The organism is Natrinema salsiterrestre, from assembly GCF_029502005.1.
GTDB lineage: Archaea > Halobacteriota > Halobacteria > Halobacteriales > Natrialbaceae > Natrinema > Natrinema salsiterrestre.
The window spans coordinates 279,835-306,669 of record NZ_JAMQOT010000005.1; the positions used below are offsets into that span (position 1 = coordinate 279,835).

Sequence of the window (26,835 nt, forward strand, 5' to 3'; positions counted from 1 at the left end):
TTTTCGACCGATTCGGATCGGTACCGACGATTGCTCCGACCGACCGACGGCCAGATTCACGCCCGATAGCGTCGAAAATCGAGCTAACATATATCGTACTTCGTGTGGGAGTTGTGGTATGTCACGCGAGACGGAACTCACGGGGCTTTCCGCGACGGAGCTCGCGGCCCGAATCCGAACCGGCGACGTCACGGCGACCGACGCCGTCGAGGCACACCTCGAGCGAATCGACTCCCTCGACGGCGAGATCAACGCGTTCGTCACCGTCTGCGAGGACGAAGCGCTCGAGGCGGCCGCGGAAGCGGATCGGGCGCTCGAGGACGGAGCGGACGTCGGCCCGCTCCACGGCGTCCCCCTCGCGCTGAAGGACCTCGGTTCGGTGAAGGAGGGCGTCCGCCACACGTACGGCTCCGCGCTCTTCGCGGACCACGTCGCCGATCGGACCTCGGCGATCGTCGAGCGCCTCGAGGACGCCGGCGCGATCGTGATCGGAAAGACGAACACGCCGGAGTTGGGTCACAAGGGCACGACGGATAACGAACTGATCGGCGCGACGGCGTCGCCGATCGACACCGACCTGAACGCGGGCGGCTCCTCCGGCGGCTCGGCCGCGGCGCTCGCAGCGGGTATGACCCCCATCGCGACGGGCAGCGACGCGGGCGGCTCGCTGCGCATTCCGGCCGCGGCCTGCGGCGTCTACGGGTTCAAACCGACCTTCGGCCTGATACCGGACGACGGCAGGCCGAGCGCGTTCGGTCGGGAACTCCAGCACACAACGAAGGGGCCCATGACTCGAACCGTCGAGGACGCAGCGCTCTTGCTCTCGCTGATGGACGGCCCCCACCCCGACGATCCGAACAGCGTCCCCGTCGATATCGACTACCGCGACGCGGTCGAGCGGCCGATCGACGACTACCGGATCGCCTACAGTCCCGACCTCGACGCCTTCCCGATCGACGACGACGTGCGTGCGGTCGTCGACGACGCGGTCACCGCGTTCGCGGATGCGGGTGCGACGGTCGACACGGTTCCGCTCGACCACGGCTATTCGATGGCCGAACTGAGCGAGGCCGCGATGCCGGCGTACACGACCTCCGTCCTCGAGAGCGCGACGGTCATCGAGGAGGCCCACGGCGTCGACTTTCTGGAGCGGTCCGACGAGGTCTCCGACAGCCTGCTCGCGATGTTGCACGTCGGGGAGGAGTACGGCCCCGAAGACGTCGCTCGGTCCGGCATCGTCCGGACCGGCGTGTACGACGCGGTTCAGGACCTGTTCGCCGACTACGACCTGCTCGTGGCACCGACGCTCTCGCGGGCGGATCTCGGTCTTTACGAGGATCTCGAGGCCGAAGCCTGGGATTGGCCGCTGACCTGGCCCTTCAACTGGACCGGCCACCCCGTCGCGTCCGCGCCCGCCGGACTGACCGACCGCGGTCACCCCGTCGGTCTCCAGCTCGTCGGCCGCCGGTTCGCCGACGACGAGATCCTCGCGGCGAGCGCGGCGCTCGAGCGCGAGCGGCCCTGGAACCACCTCTACGAGTAGCGATCGAGCGAATCACGGTCACCGTTCACAGCCCTCGTTCGGCCGCTTTGCGGGGTATTCCGCTGTCGCAAGGCGAACCGATGACCGGTACCAAAACCCATTTTCGCGTCCTGGGCGTTCGGTCGGACATGGGAACTCACGACGCCGAAGCGATCGCACCGGAGACGTGTCCGACCGCGAACGGCATGCCGATGCTCGGCCTCGGCACCTGGCAGAACGACGATCCCGAGCAGTGCGCCGAGAGCGTCCAGACGGCCCTCGAGACGGGGTATCGACACATCGACACCGCTCAGGCCTACGACAACGAGGAAGCCGTCGGGGAGGGCATCGCGGCCGCCGACGTCGACCGCGAGGACGTCTTCCTCGCGACCAAGATCTGGATCTCGAATCTCGCCCGCGAGGACGTCCTCGAGACGGCTCGCGCGAGCCTGGATCGGCTCGGCGTCGACTACGTCGACCTGCTGTACGTCCACTGGCCGTCCGGAGAGTACGACGCCGAGGAAACGCTGTCGGCCCTCTCGGAACTGTACGAGGAGGGACTGATCGAGAACGTCGGCGTCAGTAACTTCCGGCCAGAGGATCTCGCGGTCGCCGTCGACGTCTGCGACGCGCCGATCTTCGCGAATCAGGTCGAACTGCACCCGCTGCTTCCCCAGGAAGCGATTCGGGAAGCCTGCGACGAGTACGATATCGAAGTCGTCGGCTACTCGCCGCTGGCCCGCGGACAGGTCTTCGACCGGCCCGAAATCCGGGAGATCGCGGAAAAGCACGGCGCAAGCGAGGCGCAGGTCAGCCTCGCCTGGGCGCGCGAGAAGGGCGTCACCACGATTCCGAAGGCGACGGGCGGGGACCACATCGGCGACAACTGGGAATCGCTGACGGTCGACCTCGATCGGGAGGACCGCGATACGATCGACGCGATCGACGAGACGAGTCGCGCGGTCGACCCCGACTTCGCGCCCTGGAACTGATCGGCGCGGCGACTGCGGGTTCCGTTCGATTTTCTCGAGATCGTCTCTTCGGTTATCGTCCCTGAGATTCGGCGTCCGAGATCGGAGACGCGACCGACTCGCTGTCGACGTATCACCGCGGAAGAAAAAGCAGGAAAGTTTACGGTACATCGGCTTTTTGGCTCGCGTATGTCTACCCGCTCACGAAGCGGTGGCGGAGGGTTCGTCGGCGCGGTCAGAGCCGACATTCAGCGGTTACACGGGGCCTGGATGGAGATCGTCTTCCCCCGGCAACGCGGCCGCGGCCACTCCGTCATGGGCAAGTGGAAACCCGAGACGCTTCCGCAGAAGATCGGCTATCACGGCTGGAGCGTCCTCGGGATCCTCGGCCTGTTCGCCCTCTATCCGCTTACCGTCATCGGCCTCGGTACCCGCTACTACGCGGCGAAACTCGACTCGACCAGAACCAGACTGGGGATCGTCGGCGTCACGGGCGTCGCGCTACTCGGCTGGGGGCTGCTGACACTCGCATGGGGTGCGATGTCATACATGGAACAGGTCGCCATCCCCATCGATTCGGTCCTCGCCGTCGCAGCGGCGAGCGGCGTCGCGACGGTATCGACCGCACTCGCGGCGACGACATCGAAGGTCGGCGGCCGCGGTACGACGGTCGGTCTCGCTTACCCCTTCGCGATGACGGCGCTGTTCCTGCCACCCGTCGTCGCCGCGCTCGTCACCCCGTCGCTGCATCCCTACGTCCTCGATCCCAGCTACGACTTCGCCGTCTGGGTCCTCGACAACGTGTTGTTCGTCGGCGGCGTCAGCGAGTACCTCCGATCGAACTTCACCCTCGAGGGAGCCGCCTACGCCGCGATGTGGGTCGGCATCTCCTTCCCGCTGGGGTGGTTCCTCGGCGGCGTCGTCACGCTGGCGAATCTCGTTCGACCCTCGGAGTAGTCTCGTCGCTGCGTTTCTGTTTCGGTCAACACTCGTGAACGGACTGCCGATTCCCGATATCATTAGGGGCCTCCTTCCTAACGGCCGCATATGGAGTTCGACCTTCCGAAGACTGCAGCCGTGTTCGTCGTCGTGATTGCGATCGGTGTCGGCGGCTTGATCGGTATGGACGTGATGCCGATGAACGTCATGTTGATGATGGTCGCACCGTCGATGATCGCGTTCGGGTTGCTCATGCTCGTCCTCGGTGTCAAACACGGCGAGTACCGAACCGCTCACTGACTCGGTATCCGACGTACCGCCTCGACCGCTCGAATCGGTTCGAGAAACACCGCGACGGCGGCGTCCTGACCGTCGATCGGGCCGCTGAAATCGATCCAGAGCGTACGATTTCTCCGTTAGCTACGCCGTTCCAACGTGACCTACCCCTTCCCGCGACAGAAATGCAATCGATTTCCGTCGTTGACCGTCGTTACTCACCCCACACTCGCCAGTAAAAATCGCTATGCGGAATGTCCGATCCGGGTTCGTAGTTTCTGTTACTCCGCACCTGAACGCATGCATTGATCTGTTGTGGGCTACTCCACGAACTCCAGAAACCGGTCGCGTCTTTCAGTTCGACGGTGACGTGTCCGGCGTCGTCGACATTCACACTTTTGTTGTGTTGGTAGGTTTCGCTCGTCGATGCCTGACCCGAAATCCCGACCGTTCCACCCGGCGTCGAGATGTCGAAACCGACGTCGGCCGTATCCCCTTTATTGACTCGAGAAGACGGTGAGAAGTCCGTCACCTCGACGCTACCGTCAGTGACGTCTAACTTGCTTCTGATCGCCCCGAGTTGCCAGATCGTCTGCGGTTTTCCGTTCGACCACATCCAGAAGAAGTAGATTCGCTTGTCCGATTCGGCCCTGTATTCGCCCCGATACATCGAAAGCGTGTTTTCGACTTTACCCATCACATCGTTCCCGGGACAGCAGGTGACGTCGTACTCCAGATTCCAGCCACCGACCCAGCCGAGATTGGTCGTATCGATGTCCGCGCTCTGTGTTCCGATCTCATCCGAAGAGGCTGCCGTCGGAACGATATCACGTGCGGGGATATCGTACTCCTCGGCTTTCTCTTCGGCGTACGTGATCATCTCGTCTTCGGATAGCATATTCTCTCCGGACAGTTCTAGTGCCGCGCCGTCCGAATCCGAGAGTTCGTCCCGTCTGTCGGAGGCGTCGTTCGAATCGACCGTCGCGCCAGCGACGGTTCCGCTGATGAAACTTCCAGTCAGTGCTGTCCCAGCCGCCGTCAAGAGAGTCCGTTTTCTCATGTCTGCATCTGCTTCTTAGTTACTGTAATTTAATATTTCTACTAATATTATCAAATACTGATGTAGCTTCAAAACTACATATAGGAAGGCGTGGATACGACGGGAAAGCAATGCTACGGCAACGAGACTACCGGAAATCAGAGGGCCTGAAACGGACTACTGATAGCGGTACTTACGACGCAAAAATACGATACCGATCAATGATCGGCGAACTGTAAGTCGATCGATCGGCAGCTTACATGTAGCCGAGGTCGCGCAGGCGCTCCATCAGGTCCTCCTTGTCCTGGGCGCGGCCGGCGCGCTCGGTGGTTCCCTCGAGGTCCTGCAGCCAGGCGGGGTCCTCGGTGTTCTTTTCGGTGCTGATCTCGCTGCCGAGCGAGCGGAAGCCGGCGAAGTACTTCGGCGAGATCGGGACGTCGTCCTGGTCGACGCCCTCGGGGAGGTCGTCGTCGGCTTCGGGGACGTAGCCCTCCTCGGGGAAGTTCTCGACGGTGTCCGGCACCACGAAGTTCCAGAAGGCCTCCCACACTGCGGCCTCGTCGAACTGCAGGATGGGCTGGATGCGGTCGTGGGGCGGGTAGATGTCGGGATCGTGGCGCGGCGAGAAGAACGTCTCGTCGGCGCGGGCCTCCTGCTCGTCCCAGCGGACGCCGGAGATGACGCCGTCGATATCGTACTCCTCGAGCGCGTCGTTGAGCGCGACCGTCTTCAGCAGGTGGTTGCCGACGTAGGTGTCGAGCAGGAACGGGAACGTGTCCTCCTCGTACTCGAGGATGTCCCGGACGTGGTGCTGATTGTGCTCGGAGAGCTCGGAGATGTCGATGTCGTCGCCGGGCTCGAGGCCGTGTTCGTCGACGTACTCGCCGATGTCCTCGTTGCGCGCGTAGATTACCTCGAGGTCCCACTCGTCGGCCCAGTGGTCGACGAAGTCGTGGATCTCGTCGAAGTGCTGGTAGTGGTCGATGAACACTGCGGGCGGTACCTCGAGGTCGAAGCGGTCCGCGACCTCCTTGATGAAGTACAGCGTGAGCGTCGAGTCCTTGCCGCCGGTCCACATGACCGCCGGGTTCTCGTACTCCTCGAGGCCCTCGCGGGTGACCTCGATCGCCTTCTCGATCTTGTCCTGAATGTGCTGGTAATCGACGGGGTCTTCGCCGGTACCGTCGTCGTAATCGACGTCGACGTACTCTGGGAAGTTCTCGGTCATCTCGTAATTATATCTAATTAGGAGTTGTAAATCCTTTGGGTCGGCGGAAAGGCCTGTCGACATCTCGGACCGTTCAGCGTTCGTCTCCGGGCCCGCGTCTCCCCCTCGTAGTCCATCCTGTGACGTCGCTGCCGACTGGATCGAGTGAGCGGCCGCAATTCGGATCGCTCGAGTCCCCCCGCTGATTCCACGACTGGGGCGCGTGGAACGGGCAGCGTCGACGGTAACGGAAAATATTTCGATCGGCAGCCGGACTGGCGGTGAACTGGGAAGGGAACCCCGATTCGAGGGGCGACAAACGAACGTATTACTTCCCCCGTCACGACTGTCACCATATGACGAATCTAGACGGCGAGACGATTATCGTCACCGGTGCGAGCAAGGGACTGGGTCGATCGATGGCGCTTCACCTCTCCGAGCTCGGTGCGAACGTCGTCCTCACGGCCCGAAGCGAAGGCGAACTCGAGGCCGTCGCTGCGGAAGCGGCCGGCGAAACGCTGGTCGCGCCGGCGGACGTTCGCGACTCCGACGCGGTCGACGACGTCGTTCGCTCGACGATCGATCGGTTCGGCCGCGTCGACACGCTGATCAACAACGCCGGGATCCCGGGCGAGCACTTCGGCGACGAGCGCGGCTCCATCCTCAATACGGACGAAGGCGAGTGGGATCGCATCATGGAAGTTAATCTCAAAGGAGTCTACCTGTTTACGAAGCGCGTCCTCGAGGCGATGCTCGAGACCGGCCAGGAGTCGGGGAACGTCCTCAACGTCTCCTCGGGCCTCGGGAGATACGCGGTGCCCAACGCGTCGCCCTACATTACGTCCAAGTGGGGACTCGAGGGGTTCACTCGCGCGATCGCGCTCGAGGTGGAGGGCGACGGGATCAACGTCAACGCGATCGATCCCGGCGGGCGGGTCAACACGCAGATCTGGGGGCACTTGCCCGAAGACGAGCGCGCGGAGATCCTCCAGCCCGACGTGATGGACGACGCCGCCGCCTCGCTCGCGGCTCAGGGTGCCGACGGCGCGACCGGCGAATCGAAGACCACCGAGGAGTGGGAAGCGCACTTCGAGTGACGGTACCGCCGTCGGGTTCGAGCGGGGAGCGGACGTCGATCGCGACGGTCGAGCGGGACCACAGAACGCACGAGCCGTCAGGGCGATCCGAGCCGCCCCTGACACCCGTGACAAAACGACACATCAGCTCGATTGCGCGTTCCACACGCCGGACAGCGGACGGTCGACGAGTCGTCGGTCTGGATTCCGACCCCCCTCGCCACTACTGCGAGCACGTCGTCCCGTTCGGTGACGTCGTGGTCGGCCCCGCGAGTCCGCGCCCACTCGTTGATCAGATCGTCGTCGCGCAACCGCTCGAGCCCCCTGATCAGACCCAGGAAGCAAAGCGTCGGCGCGATCATCACGAAGGCCGCCACGGCGAGCCGACCGAGAGTCTCGTACGGCCCCGGATCGTCCATAGGCACGATTCGCCGTGTGGAGTACAAATCGTTACCGCCGACCGAGCGGTCGCCGCAGCGATCGAGTAGGGCGTCGTCGCGACGGCAACAGTCACGGGGCGGGGATCACGCGATAGAGCCCACCCCCGTCGACACCGGTTCCGAGGACGTAGAGTTCCCCCTCCTCGTCGCGGCCAAAGGAGAGGAGTCGCTCGAGTCGCTCCCCGTTCGCGACCTCGACGACGGTGGTCGGCCACAGGTCGTTCCCGTCTTCGGGACGAGTGGCAGCGAACAACCGTCCCGAAGCCAGAAAGTCGCCGAAAACGTATGCGTCCGCCAGTGACGGTACTCTCTCACCGTCGTACACGTAGCCGCCGATGACCGAGACGCCCGCCACCCCCGTTTCCGCGTTCTCGCGCGGATATTCGATGATCGGATCGAGGAGCGGCTCACCACCGCGAACGTCCCCCGGCGTCTCGTCCGGACACTCGTCGGCGTCGTAGCAGTGAGTCCCCTCCTTGATGTTCCAGCCGTAGTTTCCGCCCTTCTCCACGAGGTTGACTTCCTCGTAGTCGTTCTCGCCGACGTCCGCGGCGAAGAGGTCGCCGTCGTCGAACGAGATCCGCCACGGGTTCCGAAAGCCCCACGCGTAGTACTCGTCGAGTCCCCTTCGACCGACCAGCGGATTGCCGTCCGGTACCGCGTACGCCTTCTCCCCCGCTCGTTCGTCGACGTCCAGACGCAAGATGCCGCCCAGAAAGTCCGTGGTCACGTCTTGCCCGCCCCCGCCGCCACCCCCGCCGGCTCCGATGGCGACGTAGCAGTAGCCGTCCGGCCCGAAGGCGATATCGCCGCCGTTGTGGTAGTTCTTCGGTTGCGGGATCTCGAGGATCACTCGCTCGGAGCCCGGTTTCGCCCGCCCGCCGTCGTCGGTAGCCTCGAACGCCGCGAGGACGCCCGTGTGATCGAAGTCCGCCGGCGTTCCGGATCGAGACGGCGAACTGTAGTGGACGAACAGGCGACGATTCTCGGCGAAGTCGGGATGCAGGCTCAGTCCCAGCAGGCCTCGTTCGCCACCGGTCACGACCGTTTCGCGCAGGTCCAGAAACGGCTCGTCGCGCCGGCCGTCCGACTCGTGAGCGTAGAGACGGCCGTCCCGTTCCGCGACGTATCGTCGGTCGCCATCGGCCGCGAATTCGACGGCCACGGGCGCTTCCAGTCCGCCGAGGACTCTCTCGAGGCCGACCGTCTCCGGCAGCCGGTCGATACTCGCGGGCGACTCGGGGTCAGTGACGGCCGATCCGATCGAGGACCCGGCGAGTCCCGTCGCACCGGCGACTGCCATCGACAGGAAGCGCCGTCGGCCAGTGGGAGATACCATAGCGCTCGTCGTACGACTTCGAGATGCAAATAGCCGTGTGGGCTCGAGAGCGGCCGCTGTCGGGAGACGAAGCGTCCCGACTGAACGTCACCGATGGCGTTCAGTCAGTGATGAACTTGTTATCTCGCCAGTTGACGCCGCCCTGGCCCGAGCCGTGGTCGCGCGGCCCTTCGACGACCTCGATGTCGGCCGGTCGCGGTTCGCCGTCGACGATGCGGGTCGCCTCGAGATCGCCGTCGCGTTCCGAGATCGCCGTCAGGGTACCTTTCTCGGCGGCCTCGGCGATCCCACAGAGGACGAGGAACATCTGGTACTGCAACAGCGAGTTCTGGAGGACGGTCTCGCGGTCGCCCTTGAACGCGGCGAACTCGACGAGTTCCGACTCGATCTCCTCTTCCTCTTCCTCGTCCCAGCTGAAGGACTTCTGTCGGCGCTCGTCGGGGTCTTCCTCGTAGACCCGGTTTTCCGTGACGCTGGCCTTGAGCTGGGCCGTCGGGGTGTACTTGCTGACCGACTGATCCTCGGCGACGGCCTTCAGAATCAGCGTGTTGTTCCGCCGCGTGATCTCGACGTCGGTGATTCCTTCGGGAAAGGTCGCGTCGTCGATATGCTCGCGAAGGTCTTCGAGGGGCAATTCGAGCGTCGAATGGAGCCGATAAACGTGTCTGGATTCCTCTGTTGACATTGTGGGAAGGTGTGTACGGCGATACTCGTGATCTGCTAGTACGAGCGCGTGACTTATATGACCTGCTATTAAATCCGTGACGTTTCGGAACAGATAAATCAACGCAGCGGTCGCGACAATTATGCGCTCGTGAGCGTCTCCTCGAGCTCGCCGCGTTCGTCGAGTTCCTCGAGCACGTCCGAGCCGCCGACGAATTCGCCGTCGACGAACGTTTGCGGAATGGTCTCCCAGTCGCTTCGGTCCGCCAGCGCCGCTCGGAACTCGTCGAGCGACTCGAGGACGTCGACGGTCTCGTAGTCGTCGCGATACTGGTCGATCAGGCCGAGCGCCTTGCGGGAGTAGCCACACTGGGGCATCAGTTCCGTTCCCTTCATGAAGAGAACGACCTCGTTCTCCTCGATGGCGTCGGCGACCTGCTCGTTGACTTCGTCCTGGTCGAGACCCTGATTCGGTGGGAACTCCATACCCATCCATACGGCCGTGACGGGCATATGCCTTGCGTCATCGGCACTCGGAAAGCCGGACTCGAATCCCGACCGATGTCGGGTCCGAAACGAGAGGGGCCTACTACTGGAAGAATGCTGGAAGAACGCGGAACGCGGTAGATCCGTCAGTCCGCCGCAGTCGGCGTTTCGAGGACCTCGAGTTTCTCCGCGGCGTAGCCGAAGACGTTCCGATAGCCGTTCGACGACATGAGAACCGGGTAGAACGACTCGTCGGCGATCTGCTCGTCGCCGTCGGCGGCGGCGAAGGGTGCGCCCGCTTCGACCTCGGTGAAGTTCTCGACGAAAACCTCGTAGCTGTCGGCGTCACCCTTGTCGATGACGTCGGTGAGCCGGTAGACCGGCAGATCCTTGTAGATCGTGTCGCCCGGTAGCGCGCCCACTGCAGTGAGAAACGCGCGAGTCAGTCGATCGGCGTTTTGTGCGGCCGTCTCCGAGCCCTGCAGGCCGCACTCGACTTCGACGGTGTCGACGGCCGAGAAGAGTCGCCCCTCCGCGAAGTTACTCGTCTCGACCATCGCCGTCACGGGGAGTTGGGGAACGATCTCTTTGGCCGTCTCGCTGACGCCGTTGACGATCGCGAACGGATCGGCGTGACTCTGCGTCGAGTGCATCGAGAAGGTCAGACACCCCTCGAGTTCCGCGACGAGTTCGTTCGCGAGTTTCCCTTCGTGTGTCTTCGCGTTCGGATCGCCGGGGAACGCACGGTTGAGGTCTTCGTCGATGAAGCGAACCCGCCGTTCCAGCGCCTCTTCGTTCGCGATGATGAGTTTGACGGGCCGTTTGACGGTCGGGCGTTCGTCGAGCAGCCGCTCGACGGCCCGGACGCCACAGGGTTCGTCCCCGTGAACGCCCGCGACGACTGCGACTTCCGGCGTCCCCGACCCAATCTGTGCGACTTTCATTACCTATTACTTGGGCTGAGACGGGAAAGGCGATTCGGTCTCTCACAACCCGAACCGGTCACCGGTCGCGAACGACCGCCGGCGTCCGTGCCAGCGTCACCCACTAATCACCCGTTTCCCGACCCCGTCTCGGTCGACCTGTCACGACCGACGACCGACGATCGACGACGGCGACGGCGACCGGTCAGTCCTCGAGCGACTCGGCGTAGTCGTAGTCGGCGGGACCGGCGATCGGCCGCTCGCCGTCGAGCGGGATCCGCCAGCCGTCGATTTGCGCGGGGTCCTCGAGCGCGTTGGTAAGTGCGGTTCGGACCGCGAGCACGTCGACGCCGTAGTAGTCGTTCGGGACGCCGTGCAGGTACTGGAGGGCGGTCTCGAAGAGGCTCCGCATTCCGTCGTCGTTCGCGAAATCGACGCGTTTGTAGGCACCTGCCGCGACCTGCACCATCCCGTGGCAGTACTTGCTCTCGGTGGTGCCGTTGCCGTAGTTATACCATTCGTCCTCGAAGCAATCGTGCGACTCGTGGAACGCACCGTCGTTGAACAGTCGAACGCCGTGTCCCGTCGCACGGCGGAGCGTCGCGTGGTCCCACCGGCCCGCGGACGGCTGCCATCCCGTCGGGTTGCCGGCGGGTGCCTCGACGGTGGAGTCGCGGGTGTGCTCGTCCATGATCGTACGGAGGAGCGCCGAGCGGGTAATTTCGTCGGTTCCGTGCCCCGATCGCGCGGAGGCACCGGTTTTATTTCACTCCGCCCGGTACATGAACCAGATGCCTCAACCGTACGGCCGGTGCCCGCAGTGTGGTGAGCGCCTCTACGCCCACATCGAGGGCGGCTACCAGTGTCTGAACTGCGATCGGCGATATACGGAGTCGGAGATCGACGAACGAACGGCGTAATCCGGTACGGATCGGCCGTCTCGACCGGTCCGGTGCTCGGCCGCTCCCGGCGATCCCTCGAGTCCGGCCCGGGAACGCTTAGGAGGCCGCGCACTGAGGCAGAGATATGCTACCGGATTTCGTCTGGGACCGACACTCGAACCCGAAAAGCGGGTGGACCCGCCTGCTCGCGTATCCCGTATTGATCGCCGCCGGCTTCACGCGCCGATGGCGGCTACTCGCGCTGACGGTGGCGTTTCTCGTCTGCAATCCGCTCTTGTTTCCCGAGCCGGAGTCCGAATCGGACGACTGGATGCATACCGTCGTCCGCGCCGAACAGCAGTGGAGCGATCGCGGACGGCCGTTCATCGGACTGGGATTTCCGCAGATACTGAACCTGCTCCAGCTGCCGGTGTTCGCGTCCAACATCTACGCAGTGTACGAGCGACGACCCGTCGCGACGGTCGTCACGACCGCGGCGACGATGGGACTGAAACTGTGGTTCGTCGCCGAACTGGTCCGACGATACGATCCCGCAGACGGGTCGACGTCGTGAGTTCGTTGCCGACGCGATCGAGCGGTGGGGCGGCGTTCGCTCGAGCGGTGAATCGCACGATTTAACCGCTATGAGAGTCGAGAGACGACTGCGTGCGAGGGTAGCCAAGCGGTCAACGGCGGCGGACTCAAGATCCGCTCTCGTAGGAGTTCGTGGGTTCGATCCCCTCCCCTCGCACTCACCACAGTGCGCGGCAAGACGGAGCGTCTTGCCCTCGCAAACTTCTGACGAGGACCGATATAGGAGAACAGCGACCGGTTCGTCGTTACGTGGTGGCTCCCGTCTGTGCTTGTCGTCCCGTCTGTGCTTGTCGAACTGACACGGCTGCGCGCTCGTTCGTGCGCGGAAGCGAGAGACTCGAGACGCCGAGATGTGGTGCTACGGCAGACCGACGTACCGCTGTCTGTTGAACAGGTAGATACCCGACCGTGATCGTATTGAACCGACCGTCGAGAGCCCGATGGTGGTCGGCGGCGATCGAATACTCGCGCTCGAGGGAGCGGCCAGTCCCCGGAGTGACTGTTCAACTGCACGCGATGTGTCGCCCGGATTTATAGCCTCGACCGTGGGAGGCGGCCACGGAGACCCATGAGTAGCGACCAGATCCCCGGTTACGACTACGGTGCCGACGAGATTCCCGACGCGCCGATCAGCACGGACGAGTTCGAGCGGCTCCAGCGAACGGTGCTCTTCGACGAGGACGACGAGGAATATCTGCGGATGGCCGGCGACGTTCTGGAGGGACAGATCGACGACGTCCTCGAGGTGTGGTACGGCTTCGTCGCGGATCACGACTTCCTGGTGTACTACTTTACCGACGGCGACGGCAATCCAGACGAGGAGTACCTCGAGCGGGTCCGCGAGCGGTTCGGGCAGTGGATCCGCGATACCTGTGACGCGCCGTACGACCGGGAGTGGCTGGCGTACCAGTTCGAGATCGGCCGGCGGCACACGCGAGAAAAGAAAAACGAAGTCGACGACGCCGACGCGGTCGATCACATCGATATGCGATACCTCGTGGCGTTCGTCTATCCGATCACGGCCACGATACGGGAGTTTCTCGCTGACAGCGATCACTCCGAGGCGGACGTCGACGCGATGTACCACGCCTGGTTCAAGTCCGTCGTGTTGCAGGTGACGCTCTGGACGTACGCGTACGTCCCCGACGAGAACTGGTGACGGTCGATCCGACGGGCCGGCTCGAGCATCGTAGCACGACCACTTTTCACTCCCGCCCGCCGAGAAGGGCCATGAACGACCCCGCATCGGACCACGATCGCGCGGCCGTCGCGGCTCGCGCAGCCCGCGACGGTGCCGCCGTCGCGGCGGACTCGTTTCGGACCGATCTCGCAGTCGAGGAGAAGGACGGAAAGACGGACGTCGTGACGCAGGTCGATCGCGACGCACAGGCGGCCGTCATCGAGACCATCCGGGAGGCGTTCCCCGACGACCCGATCGTCGGCGAGGAGGCCGACGCGCTGAAGGAGGTCCCCGAAACGGGCCCGGCATGGATCGTCGATCCCATCGACGGCACGAACAACTACGTCAGCGGCTCGCGGGCGTTCGGGACTGCCGTCGCGGCCGTCGCGGACGGCGAACCGGTCGGGGCGGCGTTCGACTGTCCCGCGCTCTCGGACACGTACAGCGTCGGTCCCGAAGGGGCGTCTCGGAACGACGACCCGCTGTCGGTCAGCGACTGCACCGACCCGGAAGCCGCCACCGTCTGTCCGACCTTCTGGTGGGATTTCGACCAGCGCGACCAGTACGCCGCGGCCGCCCGCGCGGTCGTCGAGCGATTCGGCGACATGCGCCGGTACGGCTGCGCGCAACTCGAGCTCGCGATGGTCGCCTCGGGTGGACTCGAGGGGACGATGACGAATCTACAGGTGAACCCGTGGGACACCGTCGCCGGCGTCGGGCTGATCCGCGAGGCCGGCGGCGTCGTGACCGATCTCGAGGGGGACCGCTGGCGACACGACAGCACGGGGCTGGTGGCGTCGAACGGGGAGATCCACGACGAATTGCTCGCGGCCGCCCGCGAGATCGAGGCGTGAGCCGACACGCGTTCGCGGTCACCCAGCCGGATAGTCCGTCGCGTTGAAACCGGAAACGGTAAGCGGCCCCCACTACCCGATTCGGGTATGGACGACTTCATCGAGCGGTTCGGGGCCGAGCGGGTGTGGGCCGCGACCGTCGCGACGCTCGTCGCCATCGTCGGACTCGGCGCGATCCTCTTCCCCCAGCAGGTGTACGTCGAGTTCATCTGGCAGTACTACTGGGGGCCGGTCGTCGCCGACGCCCATAGCTGGAGCTGCGTCGCCTGGGCCGACGGGCAACAAATCCCCTGCGACGACGCCGGTGCAGGTGCCGGCCCGACCGCCGAGCCCGGCTACACGTTCGTCTCCTACGCCGGCTACATCCCGACGCTGGTCCTGTTACTGGTCGGGATCATCTTCCTCCTCCGGCGTCTCGGGATCGAACGGTTCCGGAGAGCCTTCTTCGCCCTGTTCCCGTTCATGCTCTTCGGCGGGGCACTGCGGGTCGTCGAGGACGCCAACGCCGCCGCCTTCGCGGCGACCGGCGAGATGGCGATCCAGCTCCCGTGGTCGGGGCTCATCATCAGCCCGCTGATCTACTTCACCGTCTTCTTCATCGCCCTCTTCGCGCTCGTCGCTTCCATCTGGCTCGATCGCAACGGCTACGTCTCGGGGTACGAGTATCCGCTGGCTGGATTCGGGACGGCCATACTGACCCTCACGGTCGGCTACCTCGCCTACGTCGCGGCGACGGAGCCGTACGCGCAGTTCTATCCCCTCATTCCGCTGGTCATCCTCGTCGGCGCGACCCTGACGACGGCGATCACGTGGGCCGCGATCGGTCGCTACGCTCCCGAACTGAACCGCGGCACCGAGTCGATGGGGATCGTCGTCATCTGGGCGCACGCGGTCGACGGGGTCGCGAACGTCGTCGGCCTCGACTGGGCGACCTCGCTGGGGCTGCGGGCGAACCTCGTCCCGAAGCACCCGGTCAACAGAGCCATCGCCGAGACGACCGCCGACGTGCTTCCCGCTAACATCGTCTCGCTTACCGGCTCGGCCTGGCCGTTCCTGCTCGTGAAGATCGCCGCGGCCGTCTTCATCATCTGGATCTTCGACGAGACGGTCTTCGAGGACAGCCCGCGCTACGCGATCCTGCTCATGATCACCGTCGTCGCCGTCGGGCTCGGCCCCGGGACCCGCGACATGCTGCGGGCGACGTTCGGCGTCTGATCGGCTCGGTTCGGTTTTTCGACGGCTCGTGTGCTATCGTCACACGTCGATTTCGATCCCGTCGCCCGTTCCGGACCGGCTGTCTCACTGACCGTGTTCGCGAGGGGACCGTCTGGTGAAGGCGAACATATTACAAAGCGTACTCTCATGTGAGCGTATGGTCGAGACACCGGTTCGCGAATACGCCTCACAGCACGAGGCGATGAGCGAGTTGCCGCTGATCACGCAGTCGGCCGAGGTAACTGAGGTGGTGAAGATGGACGAGGACCGCCGGTCGGAAGTGACCGCGGCACTCAACCGCTGGCTCGAAGACGCGGGCCTCGACGAACAGTACGGCCCGGTGTCGGGTCCGGCCGACTGGGACGGCCTCGGCGAGCGGCTGGTCGACGCCGGCGAAGCAGCGCTCGCGCGTCGAGTCGCGACGTTGACCGACCGCTACGAGCGGCCGAAACCGATGCTCGTCCGCGCTCGCTTCGGGCCGGACATCGACTTCCTCGCCGGGCAGTACGTCGGGCTCGCGTACAACGGCACCCCGCGCGCGTACTCGATCGCGAACTCCCCGACGGAGGACGAACTCGAGATCTGCGTCAGACGAGTGCCGGGCGGGAAGCTCTCGCCGCAGGTCTGTGACGATCTCACCGTCGGAGAGACGGTAACGGTTCGCGGACCCTACGGGGAACTCGTCTTGCAGGACCGCTCGCCGCGAGACATGGTCTTTCTCGCGACTGGCACCGGTGTCGCGCCGTTCAAGGGGATGATCGACTACATTTTCGAGACCGATCGCGACCGATTCGAGGGCGAAGAGAGGGACGTCTGGCTATTCCTGGGGACCGCGTGGCTCGACGATCTGCCCTACTACGAGGCGTTCCGAGCGCTGCAGCGCGAGCACGACAACTTCCACTTCGTTCCCTGCCTGAGCCGCGAACCCATCCTCTCGGACTGGGACGGCGAGTCCGACTATGTCCAGCACGCGCTCCTGAAGCACACCGACGCCGCCACCGTGACGGCACCGCTCGGCGACCGGCTCGAGCGCTGGCTCCGCCGGAAGCCCGACTCTAGCGTCGAGGCGCGGTTGGACCCGACCGACGTCGACGTCTACGCGTGTGGCATCAATGCGATGGTGTACAGCCTCGTCAAGGCCGTCGAGCGGCTCGGCGTGCCATCCGAACGCATCGAGTCGGAAGGATTCGGGTAATCGGGTGTTCGAGTCGTCGCCTCAATCTCACGACCCGTCGAAACAAACGCGTTCGAAAATAGTGCGGCGTCGGCCGTTTCACCGACGGCCGAGCGTTACAGTTCGTCCGTCTCGACGCCGTCGTCGCCGTCTTCTCCGCGGAGCACCTCGAGCGCCGCATCGAAGTGCGCCTGCGTAAGCACGATGTCCTCGACGGCCGTCGGCGTCTCCTCGGACTGGGACTGGACGTGCTCGCGAACGGCCGTCGTCGCCGCCTCCCGACACAGCGACGCCAGATCGGCACCCACGAAGCCGTCCGTCTCGGCCGCGAGGGAATCGATATCGACGTCGTCGGCCAGCGGCCGGTTCCGGGTGTGGATCTTCAGGATCTCGAGTCTGGTCTCCTCGTCCGGCTCGCCGACCTCGATCTTGCGCTCGATCCGACCCGCTCGGGTCAGGGCGTCGTCGATGAGGTCGGGTCGGTTCGTGGCTGCGATGACGATCACGTCCTCGAGTTCCTCGAGACCGTCGAGCTCAGTGAGGAGTTGACTGACGACGCGTTCGCCGACGTTCGAATCGCTGCCGCCGCTCCCGCGCTTCGTCGCGATGGAGTCGATCTCGTCGAAGAAGATCACGGTCGGTGCGTTCGATCGGGCCTTCTCGAAGATCTCTCGGACGCCCTTCTCGGATTCGCCGACGTACTTGTCGAACAGCTCGGGTCCTTTGATCGAGATGAAGTTCGAATTGGCTTCGTTCGCGACGGCCTTCGCGAGCAGCGTCTTCCCGGTACCCGGCGGCCCGTGGAGCATGATGCCCTTCGGCGACTGGAGGTCGACCTGCTTGTACGCGTCGGGGTACTCCATCGGCCACTGGATGGCCTCCTGCAGTCGGGCCTTGGTCTCCGCGAGCCCGCCGACGTCGTCCCAGGTGACGTCGGGCGTCTCGACGAAGACCTCACGGAGCGCGCTGGGCGATATCTCCCGGAGCGCCGTCCGCATGTCCCGCTCGGTCACCTCGAGCGTCTCGAGCGTCTCGGCGTCGATCTCGTCGCCGTCGAGGTCGAGGTCCGGCCGAACGCGCCGGAGGGCGTTCATCGCCGCTTCGCGGACGAGGCTCTCGAGGTCCGCGCCGACGAAGCCGTGCGTGTTCTCGGCGTACTGCTCGAGATCGACCGACTCGGCGATCGGCATCTCGCGGGTGTGGATCTGGAGGATCTCTTTCCGGCCCTGCGTGTCCGGCGCGCCGATCTCGATCTCGCGATCGAAGCGGCCGCCGCGGCGGAGCGCGTTGTCGATCGAGTCGACCCGGTTCGTCGTCCCGATGACGGTCACCTGCCCGCGGTCCTCGAGGCCGTCCATCAGGGAGAGCAGCTGCGCGACGACGCGGCGCTCGACGTCGCCCTGCGTGTCGTCTCGCTTCGGGGCGATGGAGTCGATCTCGTCGATGAAGATGATCGCCGGTTCGTTCTCGCCGGCCTCCTCGAAGACCTCGCGCAGGCGCTCCTCGCTCTCGCCGTGGTACTTCGACATGATCTCCGGCCCGGAGATCGTCGAGAAGTTAGCGTCGATCTCGTTGGCGACCGCTTTCGCGATCAGGGTCTTGCCGGTTCCGGGCGGTCCGTGGAGCAAGACGCCCTGGGGCGGCTCGATGCCCAGCGCCTGGAACAGCTCGGGGTGCGTCATCGGCAGCTCGATCATCTCCCGAACCTGGTCGAGCTCGTCGTCGAGTCCGCCGACGTCCTCGTATGCGACTCCCGGCGGTTCGGCGCTGTCAGTCGCTTCGGTTCCGCGTTCGACATCGACGTCCTCGACGGACTGGTCGGCCACCGTAATGTTCGTCGACTGCGTGACGACCACGGTCCCGTCCGGGTCCGTATCGACGATTCGGATCGGGATCCGGCGACTGGATCGCCCCATCATGGAGCCGAATCCGAGCGCCAGTGGCACGGTCTGTCCGGCCTGCACCGCGCGGTTGGCGAGCTTCTCGCGGAGATACGAGGCGAGATCGCCGCGGATCTGCAGCCCGTCGGGCAGTGCGACGGACAGTTCGTCCGCCGGTGCCACGTCGGCCCCCTCGACCGCCACGAACTGATCGATTCTCGAGCCGGTGGTCTTCCGCGTCTGACTGTCGACGTCGACGACACCGCGCTGTTGTTCGCCGGGTCGGCCCGGTCGGACGCGGGCGACTGCGGCCCCTGCATCGCCCCGGATGGTGACGAAGTCGCCGCTGGAAACGCCGAGTTCCTCCATGGCCTCGCGATCGATCGCTGCGATACCTTTCCCCGCACTCTGCCGGTCAAGTGGTTTGACAAGTAGTTTCATAAGATTCTGTTTGCGCGCCCAAGCTGTTCCCGTACGAGAACTGCTGATACCTCGGACTACCGAGAGAAGTACAGCGCTGGACTTGGTGTATACAATGGGCCACGCCGGAAATAGGTGTGGCCCAGACAGTTACGCTCGCGAACAATTTCCGAATACGGACGGGAGCGCCATCGCGTCGAGCGGTCGATCGCTCGCCGAAGCAGTTTCGACGAGGACGGGACGAGTCCCCGGCCCGCGGAAGCGACCGCTCGTCGTTTCGGGAACGCCTTTACAACCGCGGGCTCTACCCCGCTGTAATGACTGACGAGACCGAGACCGCGAAGGCGGGCTGGTTTTCCGATCTGGACTCGGGGGATCTCGAGGCCGCCGAGGACGCGATTACGGAGGGCGAAGCTAAAGCGCCGCGCGAGTGGCCGGCCATCGCCGTCGAGTCCGGCTACACCGACTCGAGGGACGAATACTACGATCGGCTGCATGAGGCGACGATGACCGCGACTCGAGCGGAGGTGCGCGAGCGCGAGCGGGCGGACGATCAGCAGCTGGTTCACGCGATCAGGGCGATGGACGACTGCAGTCGGACGGCGAACGAACTCGCGGAACGGCTGGCGGAGTGGGCCGGCACCGTCGACCCCGACGCCGGGACCGGCGTCGAGTACGCGCGCACGCTGGCTCGCGGGGAGAGCGAAGACGGACTCGAGGAGCCCGCGATCCGCTCGCTGGCCGAACGGGTGGCGGGCCTCGCGGACGAGGCCGACGAGCTTCGGGAGTTCGTCGAGCGCCAGACGCCGGCCGTCGCGCCGAACCTCTCGGCGCTGGCCGAGCCGGTGCTGGCGGCGCGGCTGATCTCCCTCGCCGGGGGACTCGAGGAGCTCGCGAAGAAGCCCAGCGGGACGGTGCAGGTCCTCGGCGCGGAGGACGCGCTGTTCGCCCACCTGCGGGGGCACGCGCCGTCGCCCAAGCACGGGATCATCTACACGCACGACGCGGTGCGGGGGACCCACCCCGAGAATCGGGGCTCGGCGGCGCGTGCAGTGGCCGGCAAGCTCTCGATCGCGGCCCGCGTCGATCACTACTCGGGCGAGTTGAAACCCGAACTCGAGGCCGAACTCACAGAACGGATCGAGACGATTCAGGCCCGGACGACGGACGAGGACGTCGACAGCGACGGAGGTGCGGACGATGAGTGAACAGCTTCCCGAGGGAGTCCAGCGCCGCGAATTCGACGGGACCGAGCGACTCGCGACGCGAGGGGAGCCGGTCTACGGCGAGCCGACGGACGGCGAGTGGCGCGCGTGGAACCCCCACCGATCGAAGCTGGGTGCCATGCTCGAGCTGGGGATGGACACCGCCCTCTCGGGGGGCGAAACGGTCCTCTATCTGGGTGCGGCGAGCGGGACGACCGTGAGCCACGTCGCGGATTTCGCCGGGCCGACCTACGCGGTGGAGTTCGCCCCGCGGCCGGTCCGGGACCTGCTCTCCGCCGCTGAATCGCGCGAGCGGCTCTTTCCGCTCCTGAAGGACGCCCGGAAGCCCGCGACCTACGCCCACGTCGTCGAGTCGGACGTGGACGTGCTCGTGCAGGACGTGGCGACGCGGGGGCAGGCGCGGGTGGCGCTCGAGAACCGGCAGTTCCTAGCCGACGACGGGCGGTTGTTGTTGGCGGTGAAGGCGCGAAGTGAGGACGTGACTCGAGAGCCAGAAACTGTGTTCGAGGACGTTCGCGAGGAGTTGTCAGAGGGGTACGAGGTGCTAGAGGCGCGGCGGCTCGAGGAGTATCACGCGGATCATCTCGGGATCGTGGCGCGGCCGCGTTGAGTTTGGGTATCTCCTAAATTAGATACTATCCGTAAGGTTCAAATAATTGGATAGAAAAGATAGGAGGGAACCAATCCTCTTCGGGTGGAGGCTTTTCGCCCGTAAATCTCCACGACCGTAGAGAGTTACTTTACAGAATTTGGTTTTGAAGCCTGTCATAGCTTGGAAGATACATTCTAACTTGGTTCTGACCTGATAAAAAGAACGTATTCTGCTCCACATCAAAAACCCCTCGGCGAGTGTCCCCAAGGGGACTGAGCTAAAAAATTACACCGCCCCTGCCACAGCCTCCGCAATCTCCAGTTGAATCACATGTAATAGGGGTGGGCGATATGGGTCTATCCGCGGCATTTTTGGTATTGATTTTAAATATATTTCCTTATATGAAACTTTCATTTCATACCTTCATCATACAGATCGGAGTGTTCGATCGACGCATCAACATTGTATTCATCAACTATGTCTGTGACCAAATCACTAAACCAGTCTGGAGATGTTGGTGACACATAAACAGCGTCTATCAATGAGTCAACATCAACAGAGACATATTCCCCACTAGGAAGATCACTTAGCGGTGTTTGACCATCTTCCGTGATTACATCCCATCGTGCAAATACAAACCTAATCTCATTTTCATGCTCAAAGCTTCGGCGTTTAAAAAATGCAGGTGATAACAGGTTGTTTTCGGGCAGTAATATGTCATCATAGTCTACATAATGGACCTTGCCAGATATGATTGAATGCTGTGACTCATCAAATGCGGACTTCACTTGTTCTGGAGTAGACCTTACCGCAATGCCTTGATCATTACTTAAATACAGGTCCCACATCGCGGCCGATTGATAGTCATTTTCATGCCAACAATTAGCAAATGTGATGGATTTCGACAATTGGAGAAAATCTGTGATTTCTTTTACTTTATTTTGGGGTATCTCTGTGTCTGCGTATCGGTCTTGGATGGTTGAATAGTTGTTGTCCGGTACTTTGCCCTCAAAAGGATCTTCAAACTGATCAACTCTATTGAACCACATAGATTTATTTTGCAAAATAGAAATAAATTGAGTGAAATCCATATATCGCCAAATAAACTGGTCAGGATTTGGTTTTTGAATTGACCATCGATCTTGACTATCATTTTCAGCAGTCATTAAGCATCCTATGGACCTGCTCGAATACAAAACCCCCAGAGGTTCCATGTAGACTGAACCCGATTCTCAAATATGCACACAAGATTGCACTCGCTGTGTGTATAATCGAATCTATCCGCTTCTTGGATCGCCGTCTTTTTTCCAAATTGGTTGATGTGTTCCGCCAATCTAAGGTGAAAATAGACCATTCAGACAGTCGAAAAACTAGTATTCTCGGACTCCTGTGTACGTGTTTGTGAATTAGAGCTAGCCTGATTCCTCTTCGACCTCTTCAACTTCGTCAAGTAGCTCAGTTATTACATCGTCAAAACTATCGCCTGGATCTTTCCGCAGAGTAAGCCGCTTCCAGGTTTCCGTAGAAACGGTTACTGTCGTTGTCTCATCGGCCATAGAGCCACTATGAAACCCTGATCTCAAAGTTTTGCGTATATCATGATATGACTTTTCTACTATACGATGGTTTTATTGAGTCATGAGATAATGAAATAGATGAGGAGCTAAACACGGACCTATCTCTCAGGTCTTGAACCAGCGGACCGGTGCTGAGACACCGAGTCCGCGAGAAGCTCCCGAAATCCACCTCCGGAAGCCATGTTAGACGACAATTCGCGGGACCTTCAAAACCCCGCTCGAGCAGATGCATCACCCCCAACTAACGACCCACCCCGGTCTGACGGCAGTGAGCCGAGTGAAACGAACCGATCTGCGTCAGACCTCCGTGCTGACGGGAGCACCACCTGGATCGGCCTCACCGCCTTCCAGCGCGACTGTCTCGAGGCGGTCGCCCGCTGTGACCACACGAGCGAGACCACCGACGAGCGCGCGCTTACGTACGCCCTCGAGTACGCCTACCCCTACATCGACTACGCCCAGCTCCAATCGAATCTGGCCACGCTCGTCGCCCACGAGCTGGTCACCAGCCGGCGAGTCGATGAATCGACGAGCGAGTACACCCCCACCGACGCGGGGCGCGCGCTGGTGGCGCGGCGCGCCACCCAGCTCGCGGCCGCCTGCGGCGTCGCGATCGGGGACCGCTCCGCCGCGGAGCTCGAGGCGCTCGAGGACGCGGCCGCCCCGCCGAAATGCGAGCGGGACGGATGACCGGGGCTCGAGGCGAGGATCCGATACGCTGTCCCGACTGCGGCGCGGTGATCCCCGAACGCGACCCGCTGATCGGCTGGTGGCTCTGCGACGATTGTACGGTCGCCGTCACCGACGACGGCACGCGGATCGCGTGATCGGCGACCTCGCGGGATTTTTCGAGATCGCGACTCGATCGATCCCACGCGCTGTGTCGTGAGCCGATCGCACTGGCACCGCCCGCAGTTGGATTCGAGCTTGTCGCCCCCGCTCGAGGAGATCACGAGCACTAGGAGTGTACTCACCAGCACGTTTTTGCGAACGGAACTGGTATCCAGCGCTGTGAGCCTCACCACCGACGACCTCGCCGACTTCATGGCCGACGACCCGGAGGACGACGAAGACGTGCCGCTCGGTGATGCACTCGCGGAACTGGCGGTCGACGTCGACACCGATGCCGACGAAGCGGTCCGAGACGTTCGCGAACACTTCTGAAATTCGTCCCCGTTACGTTCGAACGCGACCCGCTGATCGGCTGGTAGCTTTGCGACGACTGCGTGCTCGCGGTCGACGAGGACGGGACGCGAGTCACCTGAGAGGATGGCTCGAGACGCGCGAAGTGGTGGGAAAAAACGGATGGCGATCGCTACAGGTCCGACTCGTTGTCCGTCGTCTCGTTGTCGATCAGCTCATCGTCCTCCATCGTCTCGTTATCTGCCGTCTCGTTCATCCCCTCCTCGAGCGTGACCATCGCGTCGTCGGTCACCGGCTCGCCGTCTTCCGTGTAGGGATCGTCGGCCTCGGGGAAGTCGTACGTCTCGTTGTCGTTCGTGTCCTGATGGGCCATCGCGATCAGGACCTGACTCTCCTCGAGGGACTCGTTGAGCTCGACGGTCACGTTCTCGTGCTCGCCGGAGTCGAGGTAGGTGGAGTTACCCAGGACTTCGCCGGGCTCGTAGTCCTCGGACATGTTCGTCACCGTCTCGTTTTCGGACGCGTTCTCGTCGGTGAGGGCGGCCGCGTGGATGACGGCGAAGCCACCCTCGGGCAGCGTCGTGTTGTTGACTACGACTGCGGTCCCGTTCGACGTCTGGTTCTCGAACGTCACGTTGGCCGTTTCGTTCTCGGTTTCGTTGTCGGTCTCGTTCACCTGTGTCGCGACGCCGCCGTCGGTCGCGGCGAACGCGAAGCTCGCCCCTGAGAGGAGAACGAGCGTCGCGACGACTACGACACCGATAGATCTTGCGCGGTGCATTGCGTCACGTAGAACCGCCGTAGCTCGGCAAAAATCGGAAGATTCGTTCGACCGTTTCGGGGTCAGAAACCCACACATTCGGGAGCGGGCGCGAGCGAGGTAATCGAGTTATTCCGATTGTTAGTGTCGAAATCATATTCGTAATATCATTTTCTGTGGTGGAGTCGTCCGCAGAGACGTCCGAACTCGCAGTAGCGGTGAGGGAGATCCGCCGAGCCTCGACCGTCTGCGCTCTCGTTCGGTCACACTCACAATCCGTCGATCGGTCCCGTCGGAGTCGAGACGGGTGTCGCCGGGACGCCTCGAAATTACGTCGCGACGCGACGGAACCCCGTCTGAACTGGTCTCGAGCCCCGACGACCGGGGTCCCCCGCCGACGACGGAGTAGCCGGCTCCGCTCGCTACTGTCGGGCCCCCGGAAGGCTCATAAGAGTCGGCCCCTCACCCCGACATCACGATGGACCGATATGCGGATCGACAGTGCCCGGAATGCAACGGCAAGCAGATCGCGCGGGCCGACGGCTCGATCTGGTGTCCGAACTGCGCCCTGTTTAGCCCCGAGAAATCGAGCCCGTGAGGGGACCGATCGGGCGATCACACGGGACCGATCAGTCGCCGTAGTATCGACTCCGGGAGATCGCCACCCAGGGGAGAGACGCTGTCGGCGACCGCTCGAGCGCGGTAGTACGGTCGCGACGACGTCCGGCAATCGTATCGGATAAAAAATATAAGGTACTTCGTCGTACGTATCTGTGGTATGTCAGAACACCCCACGATAGGAGACACGCTCGAGCAGACGGTCGATCGCCACCCCGAGCGCGACGCGATCGTCTATCCGCGGAAGGACCAGCGGTGGACCTACGCGGAATTCGATAACCGAGTCGATCGGCTGGCGAACGCCTTCCTCGAGGCCGGCATCGAAAAGGGAGATCGGGTCGCGACGGTGCTGTACAACGGGTCGGAGATGGCCCTTACCGTCTACGCGTGCGCGAAAATCGGGGCCGTCTTCACCCCGCTGAACTTCCGGCTGCCGGCGGGCGAGATCGAGTACATCGTCGACGACGCCGAGGCCGAGATGGTACTCTTCGAGGCCGCGACGCGGGAGGCGGTCGAGGGCGCGACCGAACCTCGAGACCGTCGGCGACTACGTCTTCATCGACGACGACCGCGAGGACGTGCCGGACTACGCGAGCGGGTTCTACGAGCTGCTCGAGTCGGGCTCCCCCGACCGGCCCGACGTTCGCGTCGACGAAGACGACGTCTACGCGTTCATCTACACGTCGGGGACGACGGGTCGGCCGAAGGGCGTCGTCCACGAACACCGGAACATGGTCGAGCACAACCTCCTGTGTATCGCGGAGGGAAGGATTACGCGGGACGACGTCGGCCTGTCAGTGATGCCGCTGTATCACTGCGCCGAACTCCACTGCAACCTCTTCCCGCGGGTTCACCGCGGCGCGACCAGCGTCATCCACCACGAGTTCGACCCCCGGGCGGCCCTCGAGGCGGTGGAGGAGCACGACGTCACGCTCCTCTTCGCGGCGCCGACCGCGTGGAACGCGCTGTCGATGACCGCCGCCGAACTGGACGTCGACGCGTCCTCGCTCCGACTCGGGCTGTACGGCGCGGCCCCGATGCCCGAACAGGTCCTCGAGAACTGTCGGGAACACCTCTGCGAGGACTACCTGCAGGCCTACGGGATGACCGAGATCGGCCCCGCCGGCGTCTTTCAGCCGCCGGAGGACCAGCTCTCGAAACAGGGAACCGCCGGGTTGCCCGCGCTCAACCACGAACTTCGCATCGTCGAGCCCGACGCGGACCCCGATCGAGAGGTCGATCGCGGCGAGATCGGCGAGATCCTGATCGCCAGTCCGTGTACGATGCGGGAGTACTGGAACCGGCCCGAGGCGACCGAGCGGTCGCTGCGCGAGGCCGACGGCACGACGTGGTACTACACCGGCGACCTGGGATACCGCGACGAGGACGGCTACCTCACCGTCGTCGACCGGAAGGACGACATGATCGTCTCCGGCGGCGAGAACATCTATCCCGCCGCCGTCGAGGACGTCCTGTTCGCACACGACGGGGTCGACGAAGCGGCCGTCGTCGGCGAGCCCGACGACGAGTGGGGGGAGCTCGTCACCGCCTACGTCGTCGCCGACGACGGCGTCGACGCGGCCGCGCTCGACTCGTTCCTCCTCGAGAGCGACCGGCTCGCCGATTTCAAGCGACCGCGGACGTACTACTTCGTCGACGACCTCCCCAAGAACCCCAGCGGCAAGATCCAGAAGTTCAAACTCCGCGAGGACGAGGCGGACCTCGAGCCCGAGGCCGAAACCGTCGCGTCCTGATCGGCACCGTCGGGACACCGGCCCGACGTTCCGGCCGAACGCTCCGACTCCAAACCGTATTTACTATCGGGGCCGAAAGCTGGGCA

The 26,835-nt window shown here is 63.5% G+C and carries 28 protein-coding genes, 1 tRNA gene and 1 pseudogene; 18 read left to right on the plus strand and 12 right to left on the minus strand.

The window, feature by feature from the left end; all coding sequences use genetic code 11:
* Positions 1–118 precede the first annotated feature (118 nt).
* The 4 genes from NDI89_RS15630 to NDI89_RS15645 all read left to right on the plus strand — a co-directional run bounded on the left by NDI89_RS15630 (position 119) and on the right by NDI89_RS15645 (position 3,732).
* Positions 119–1,543, plus strand: coding sequence for an amidase (locus NDI89_RS15630; RefSeq protein ID WP_277522763.1), 1,425 nt, complete (start codon positions 119–121; stop codon positions 1,541–1,543).
* Between the two features lie 128 nt (positions 1,544–1,671).
* Positions 1,672–2,514 (plus strand): aldo/keto reductase, encoded by an 843-nt coding sequence (locus NDI89_RS15635; RefSeq protein WP_277522765.1) that lies wholly within the window; start codon positions 1,672–1,674, stop codon positions 2,512–2,514.
* A gap of 168 nt (positions 2,515–2,682) precedes the next feature.
* A complete protein-coding gene (locus tag NDI89_RS15640) occupies positions 2,683–3,450 on the plus strand; it encodes a hypothetical protein (protein WP_277522767.1) in 768 nt (255 codons plus the stop codon).
* A gap of 90 nt (positions 3,451–3,540) precedes the next feature.
* Entirely contained in the window at positions 3,541–3,732 is a 192-nt protein-coding gene (locus NDI89_RS15645) for a DUF7333 family protein (RefSeq protein ID WP_277522769.1), read from the plus strand.
* A 190-nt stretch (positions 3,733–3,922) separates the two neighbouring features.
* Here the strand turns inward: NDI89_RS15645 and NDI89_RS15650 are convergent, their stop codons facing one another.
* A complete protein-coding gene (locus NDI89_RS15650; protein ID WP_277522771.1) occupies positions 3,923–4,768 on the minus strand; it encodes a hypothetical protein in 846 nt (281 codons plus the stop codon).
* 235 nt (positions 4,769–5,003) lie between these two features.
* Entirely contained in the window at positions 5,004–5,975 is a 972-nt protein-coding gene (locus tag NDI89_RS15655; RefSeq protein ID WP_277522773.1) for a phosphoadenosine phosphosulfate reductase family protein, read from the minus strand.
* Positions 5,976–6,310: 335 nt separating this feature from the next.
* Between NDI89_RS15655 and NDI89_RS15660 the strand changes: the two genes are divergently transcribed.
* On the plus strand, positions 6,311–7,051 hold the full coding sequence (locus tag NDI89_RS15660) for an SDR family NAD(P)-dependent oxidoreductase (protein WP_277522775.1): 741 nt from the start codon (positions 6,311–6,313) through the stop codon (positions 7,049–7,051).
* 77 nt (positions 7,052–7,128) lie between these two features.
* Here the strand turns inward: NDI89_RS15660 and NDI89_RS15665 are convergent, their stop codons facing one another.
* The 6 genes from NDI89_RS15665 to NDI89_RS15690 form a co-directional block, all read right to left on the minus strand.
* Complete coding sequence (locus NDI89_RS15665; protein ID WP_277522778.1) at positions 7,129–7,449, minus strand: DUF7577 domain-containing protein; 321 nt, start codon at positions 7,447–7,449, stop codon at positions 7,129–7,131.
* A gap of 91 nt (positions 7,450–7,540) precedes the next feature.
* Complete coding sequence (locus NDI89_RS15670) at positions 7,541–8,809, minus strand: PQQ-dependent sugar dehydrogenase (RefSeq protein ID WP_277522780.1); 1,269 nt, start codon at positions 8,807–8,809, stop codon at positions 7,541–7,543.
* Between the two features lie 100 nt (positions 8,810–8,909).
* Positions 8,910–9,494 carry a DUF7110 family protein gene (locus tag NDI89_RS15675; protein ID WP_226006725.1) on the minus strand — a complete coding sequence of 195 codons (585 nt, stop codon included), beginning with the start codon at positions 9,492–9,494 and terminating at the stop codon, positions 8,910–8,912.
* A gap of 119 nt (positions 9,495–9,613) precedes the next feature.
* Positions 9,614–9,958, minus strand: a complete 345-nt coding sequence (locus NDI89_RS15680) for a glutaredoxin family protein (RefSeq protein ID WP_277522782.1) — start codon at positions 9,956–9,958, stop codon at positions 9,614–9,616.
* 146 nt (positions 9,959–10,104) lie between these two features.
* Positions 10,105–10,902 (minus strand): M14 family metallopeptidase, encoded by a 798-nt coding sequence (locus NDI89_RS15685; protein ID WP_277522785.1) that lies wholly within the window; start codon positions 10,900–10,902, stop codon positions 10,105–10,107.
* A 184-nt stretch (positions 10,903–11,086) separates the two neighbouring features.
* Entirely contained in the window at positions 11,087–11,572 is a 486-nt protein-coding gene (locus tag NDI89_RS15690; RefSeq protein WP_277522787.1) for a DUF309 domain-containing protein, read from the minus strand.
* 100 nt (positions 11,573–11,672) lie between these two features.
* Here NDI89_RS15690 and NDI89_RS15695 point away from each other — a divergent pair, with 100 nt between their 5' ends.
* The 7 genes from NDI89_RS15695 (at position 11,673) to NDI89_RS15725 (ending at position 16,800) form a co-directional block, all read left to right on the plus strand.
* Entirely contained in the window at positions 11,673–11,801 is a 129-nt protein-coding gene (locus NDI89_RS15695) for a hypothetical protein (protein ID WP_277522789.1), read from the plus strand.
* A gap of 106 nt (positions 11,802–11,907) precedes the next feature.
* A complete protein-coding gene (locus tag NDI89_RS15700; RefSeq protein WP_277522791.1) occupies positions 11,908–12,336 on the plus strand; it encodes a DUF6653 family protein in 429 nt (142 codons plus the stop codon).
* Between the two features lie 94 nt (positions 12,337–12,430).
* A tRNA-Leu gene (locus tag NDI89_RS15705) sits at positions 12,431–12,513 on the plus strand.
* Positions 12,514–12,924: 411 nt separating this feature from the next.
* Positions 12,925–13,515, plus strand: a complete 591-nt coding sequence (locus NDI89_RS15710) for a protoglobin domain-containing protein (RefSeq protein WP_277522793.1) — start codon at positions 12,925–12,927, stop codon at positions 13,513–13,515.
* A 71-nt stretch (positions 13,516–13,586) separates the two neighbouring features.
* Positions 13,587–14,390, plus strand: coding sequence for an inositol monophosphatase family protein (locus NDI89_RS15715; RefSeq protein WP_277522794.1), 804 nt, complete (start codon positions 13,587–13,589; stop codon positions 14,388–14,390).
* Positions 14,391–14,477: 87 nt separating this feature from the next.
* Entirely contained in the window at positions 14,478–15,605 is a 1,128-nt protein-coding gene (locus NDI89_RS15720) for a DUF63 family protein (protein ID WP_277522796.1), read from the plus strand.
* A 157-nt stretch (positions 15,606–15,762) separates the two neighbouring features.
* Complete coding sequence (locus NDI89_RS15725) at positions 15,763–16,800, plus strand: ferredoxin--NADP reductase (RefSeq protein WP_277522798.1); 1,038 nt, start codon at positions 15,763–15,765, stop codon at positions 16,798–16,800.
* Positions 16,801–16,895: 95 nt separating this feature from the next.
* Here the strand turns inward: NDI89_RS15725 and NDI89_RS15730 are convergent, their stop codons facing one another.
* Positions 16,896–19,100 (minus strand): CDC48 family AAA ATPase, encoded by a 2,205-nt coding sequence (locus NDI89_RS15730; RefSeq protein ID WP_277522800.1) that lies wholly within the window; start codon positions 19,098–19,100, stop codon positions 16,896–16,898.
* Positions 19,101–19,396: 296 nt separating this feature from the next.
* Here NDI89_RS15730 and NDI89_RS15735 point away from each other — a divergent pair, with 296 nt between their 5' ends.
* The gene (locus tag NDI89_RS15735; protein WP_277522801.1) at positions 19,397–20,287 is read left to right on the plus strand and encodes an NOP5/NOP56 family protein; all 891 of its coding nucleotides are present in this window, start codon (positions 19,397–19,399) and stop codon (positions 20,285–20,287) included.
* Positions 20,280–20,915: a fibrillarin-like rRNA/tRNA 2'-O-methyltransferase gene (locus NDI89_RS15740; RefSeq protein WP_277522803.1), complete on the plus strand. Its 636-nt coding sequence runs from the start codon at positions 20,280–20,282 to the stop codon at positions 20,913–20,915. Before NDI89_RS15735 ends, NDI89_RS15740 begins: the two co-directional genes overlap by 8 nt.
* Positions 20,916–21,307: 392 nt before the next feature.
* Here the strand turns inward: NDI89_RS15740 and NDI89_RS15745 are convergent, their stop codons facing one another.
* Together NDI89_RS15745 and NDI89_RS15750 are read right to left on the minus strand one after the other, a co-directional pair.
* On the minus strand, positions 21,308–22,063 hold the full coding sequence (locus NDI89_RS15745) for a hypothetical protein (RefSeq protein ID WP_277522805.1): 756 nt from the start codon (positions 22,061–22,063) through the stop codon (positions 21,308–21,310).
* A 246-nt stretch (positions 22,064–22,309) separates the two neighbouring features.
* Positions 22,310–22,453 carry a DUF7557 family protein gene (locus NDI89_RS15750; protein WP_277522807.1) on the minus strand — a complete coding sequence of 48 codons (144 nt, stop codon included), beginning with the start codon at positions 22,451–22,453 and terminating at the stop codon, positions 22,310–22,312.
* A gap of 201 nt (positions 22,454–22,654) precedes the next feature.
* On the opposite strand from NDI89_RS15750, the gene NDI89_RS15755 reads away from it, so the two are divergent.
* The 3 genes from NDI89_RS15755 (at position 22,655) to NDI89_RS15765 (ending at position 23,638) form a co-directional block, all read left to right on the plus strand.
* The gene (locus NDI89_RS15755) at positions 22,655–23,164 is read left to right on the plus strand and encodes a PadR family transcriptional regulator (protein WP_277522809.1); all 510 of its coding nucleotides are present in this window, start codon (positions 22,655–22,657) and stop codon (positions 23,162–23,164) included.
* Positions 23,161–23,301, plus strand: coding sequence for a hypothetical protein (locus NDI89_RS15760; RefSeq protein ID WP_277522810.1), 141 nt, complete (start codon positions 23,161–23,163; stop codon positions 23,299–23,301). Before NDI89_RS15755 ends, NDI89_RS15760 begins: the two co-directional genes overlap by 4 nt.
* A 184-nt stretch (positions 23,302–23,485) precedes the next feature.
* Positions 23,486–23,638 carry a hypothetical protein gene (locus NDI89_RS15765; protein WP_277522812.1) on the plus strand — a complete coding sequence of 51 codons (153 nt, stop codon included), beginning with the start codon at positions 23,486–23,488 and terminating at the stop codon, positions 23,636–23,638.
* A gap of 151 nt (positions 23,639–23,789) precedes the next feature.
* Here the strand turns inward: NDI89_RS15765 and NDI89_RS15770 are convergent, their stop codons facing one another.
* Positions 23,790–24,398, minus strand: coding sequence for a DUF7282 domain-containing protein (locus NDI89_RS15770; protein ID WP_277522813.1), 609 nt, complete (start codon positions 24,396–24,398; stop codon positions 23,790–23,792).
* Between the two features lie 757 nt (positions 24,399–25,155).
* On the opposite strand from NDI89_RS15770, the pseudogene NDI89_RS15775 reads away from it, so the two are divergent.
* Positions 25,156–26,749, plus strand: a pseudogene (locus tag NDI89_RS15775) (fatty acid--CoA ligase).
* Positions 26,750–26,835: the final 86 nt, after the last annotated feature.